Consider the following 3,093-nt stretch of genomic DNA (forward strand, 5'->3'; position numbering starts at 1 on the left):
GGCGTGTTTTTTGCCCCGTGGCCAACCGCTGCGGCCCTGAGAGTTGCCCTGGAATAGATGAGTAACCGTTTGATCAACTGGTTCAAGTACGCCAGCCCACAGACCTTCTACCCGCTCGCCGGAAAGATGATTCCGTGGTTCTGGGCATTTGCCGCGCTGTTCGGCGCGGCCGGGCTGACCATCGGTTTTCTGCTCGCGCCCAGCGACCTGCAACAGGGCGAGGGTTATCGCATCATCTTCCTGCACGTCCCGGCGTCGTGGATGTCGATGTTCATCTACCTGGTGATTGCCTTCTGGGCGGCGATCGGGCTGGCCTTCAACACTCGCCTGTCGGGCATGATGGCTTCGGCGCTGGCGCCGACCGGCGCCCTCTTCGCCTTTCTCTCGCTGTGGACCGGCGCCTTGTGGGGCAAACCGATGTGGGGCACCTGGTGGGTATGGGATGCGCGCCTGACCTCCGAACTGATCCTGCTCTTCCTCTACATCGGCTTCATCGCCCTGCAGGCGGCGATCGACGACCCGCGGCGCGCCGACAAGGCGGGCGCCATCCTCGCGCTGGTCGGCGTGGTCAACATCCCGATCATCTATTTTTCGGTCAAGTGGTGGAACACCCTGCATCAGGGCGCCTCGGTCAGCCTGACCAAGGCACCGAGCATGGCCGCGCTGATGCTCTGGGGAATGCTGCTCTGCGCTCTGGCCTGCTGGATGTACAGCATCGCCATCGCCCTGATGCGCGTACGCACCATCATGCTCGAGCGCGAGCGGCACACCGACTGGGTGCGCACCCTGCTCGGCGAAAAGGAGTAGGAAGATGCACTGGAACAGCCTGGCCGACTTTCTGGCAATGGGCCAGCACGGACCGTACGTGTGGGGCTCGGTGGTGGTGATGGCGCTGTTGATGCTGGCGGAACCGATCCTCCTGCTGCAAGGTCGGAAGAGGCTGATCGCCCGTCTCAGGCGTCAGTATCGGGCCGAGCGCAGTGAAGCCAGAGCGGATCGCCAGACCACCTCGCGCAGGAGCAAGGATTGAAACCACGTCACAAACGCATCGCGCTGATCCTCGGCGGCCTGGCGATTCTCGCCCTGGCCGCAACCCTGGTGCTCAACGCATTCCAGAGCAACCTGGTGTTCTTCTTCTCGCCGACCCAGGTGGCCGCCGGCGAGGCGCCGAAGGGCAAGAGCTTCCGCATCGGCGGGATGGTCAAGGAGGGCTCGCTGCAACGCCAGGCCGACGGTGTCACCCTGCGCTTTGTCGTCACCGATACCGAGAAGGACATGACCGTTTCCTACAAGGGAATACTGCCCGATCTTTTTCAGGAAGGCAAAGGCGTCGTCGCGCAAGGCAGGCTCGGTGATGACGGGCTGTTCGCCGCCAGCGAGGTACTCGCCAAGCACGACGAGAACTACCTGCCACCGGAAGCGGCCAAGGCAGTCGGCGACGCGCACCAACGCGCGGCGGCCAACAAGGCGGCGCTCGAGGCCAGCGCCAAGACCGTCAAGCAGTAACGCGGACGATAAGCCCATGATCCCGGAACTCGGCAACTTCGCACTCATTCTGGCCCTCTGCGTCGCCCTCGCGCAGGGAACGTTGCCGCTGCTCGGTGCCCACAGCGGGCGACGACAGTGGATCGCTCTCGCCCGGCCAGCGGCGATGGCGCAGGCTCTGCTGCTGGCCGTCGCCTTCGGCTGCCTGACCACAGCCTTCGTGCAGAACGATTTTTCGGTGGTCTACGTCGCCCAGCATTCGAACACGCTGCTACCGCTGCCCTATCGTGTCGCCGCCGTCTGGGGCGGACATGAAGGCTCCCTGCTGCTCTGGGTGCTGATGCTGGTGCTGTGGACGCTGGCCGTCGCCCTGCTCTCGCAGCAACTGCCCGATCACATGGTGGCACGTGTCCTGGGCGTTCTCGGGCTGGTCGCCGCCGGCTTCCTGCTCTTCATCCTGCTCACCTCCAACCCCTTCGAGCGCCTGCTGCCGGGCGCCGAAGAAGGGCGCGACCTCAACCCGCTGCTGCAGGATCCCGGGCTGATCATTCACCCGCCGATGCTCTACATGGGTTACGTCGGCTTCTCGGTAGCCTTCGCTTTCGCCATCGCGGCGCTGCTCTCGGGACAACTCGACGCCGCCTGGGCACGCTGGTCGCGCCCGTGGACCACGGCGGCCTGGATCTTTCTGACACTGGGCATCGCGCTGGGCTCGTGGTGGGCCTACTACGAACTCGGCTGGGGTGGCTGGTGGTTCTGGGATCCGGTCGAGAATGCGTCGTTCATGCCCTGGCTGGTCGGCACGGCGCTGGTGCACTCGCTGGCCGTCACCGAGAAACGCGGCAGCTTCAAGAACTGGACGGTACTGCTGGCCATCTCGGCCTTTTCCCTGTCGCTGCTCGGCACCTTCCTCGTCCGTTCCGGCGTGCTGACCTCGGTGCATGCCTTCGCCACCGATCCGCGGCGCGGCATCTTCATCCTCGTCTTCCTGGTCGCCGTCATCGGCAGCTCGCTGTCCCTGTTTGCCTGGCGGGCGCCCAAAGTCGGTCTCGGCGGCCGTTTCGCACTGCTCTCGCGCGAGTCGCTGCTGCTCACCAACAACGTGCTGCTGGTCGTGGCTTGTGCATCGGTCCTGCTCGGCACGCTCTACCCGCTGCTGATCGACGCGCTCGGCGCCGGCAAGCTGTCGGTCGGCCCGCCCTACTTCGATGCCGTTTTCGTACCACTGATGCTGCCGGCGGTATTCCTGATGGGGGTGGCGCCCTTCGCCCGCTGGAAGCAGGCAGACTTCGGGGAGCTGGCGCGCACCTTGCGTTGGGCCTTCCTCACGGCCGCGCTGGTCGGCAGCCTGGCGCCCTTCCTGTCTGGCGAGTGGAAACCGCTGGTCGCACTGAGCCTGTTGCTGGCCGCCTGGATCGTCTTCAGCGCGCTGCTCAACTTCGTCGAGCGCGTGCAGTCGACGCGTGGCAGCCAGTCTTTCCTGACCGTCGCCCGGCGACAGCCGCGCAGCTTCTTCGGCATGCATCTGGCGCACGCCGGCATCGCGGTGTTCATCGTCGGGGTGGCCATGGTCGGCGGCTACCAGGCCGAGAAGGACGTCAAGATGGA

At 65.4% G+C, this 3,093-nt stretch carries 4 protein-coding genes; all 4 read left to right on the forward strand.

Features of this window, described 5'->3' with window-relative positions; translation table 11 throughout:
- Positions 1 to 57 precede the first annotated feature (57 nt).
- Complete coding sequence (gene ccmC / locus JNK99_RS11160; RefSeq protein ID WP_291852878.1) at positions 58 to 807, forward strand: heme ABC transporter permease CcmC; 750 nt, start codon at positions 58 to 60, stop codon at positions 805 to 807.
- Between the two features lie 4 nt (positions 808 to 811).
- On the forward strand, positions 812 to 1,030 hold the full coding sequence (gene ccmD, locus JNK99_RS11165) for a heme exporter protein CcmD (RefSeq protein WP_291852881.1): 219 nt from the start codon (positions 812 to 814) through the stop codon (positions 1,028 to 1,030).
- Complete coding sequence (ccmE, locus tag JNK99_RS11170; RefSeq protein ID WP_291852884.1) at positions 1,027 to 1,506, forward strand: cytochrome c maturation protein CcmE; 480 nt, start codon at positions 1,027 to 1,029, stop codon at positions 1,504 to 1,506. Before ccmD ends, ccmE begins: the two co-directional genes overlap by 4 nt.
- A gap of 16 nt (positions 1,507 to 1,522) precedes the next feature.
- A partial coding sequence (locus tag JNK99_RS11175; protein ID WP_291852887.1) for a heme lyase CcmF/NrfE family subunit occupies positions 1,523 to 3,093 on the forward strand: 1,571 nt, incomplete at its 3' end.

Source organism: Accumulibacter sp., assembly GCF_016789985.1.
Lineage (GTDB): Bacteria > Pseudomonadota > Gammaproteobacteria > Burkholderiales > Rhodocyclaceae > Accumulibacter.

What these genes read in the sequence shown, in the direction of transcription:
- ccmC (WP_291852878.1), top strand. Translation starts at nt 58, where the DNA reads ATGAGTAACCGTTTGATCAACTGGTTCAAGTACGCCAGCCCACAGACC.
- ccmD (WP_291852881.1), top strand. Translation starts at nt 812, where the DNA reads ATGCACTGGAACAGCCTGGCCGACTTTCTGGCAATGGGCCAGCACGGA.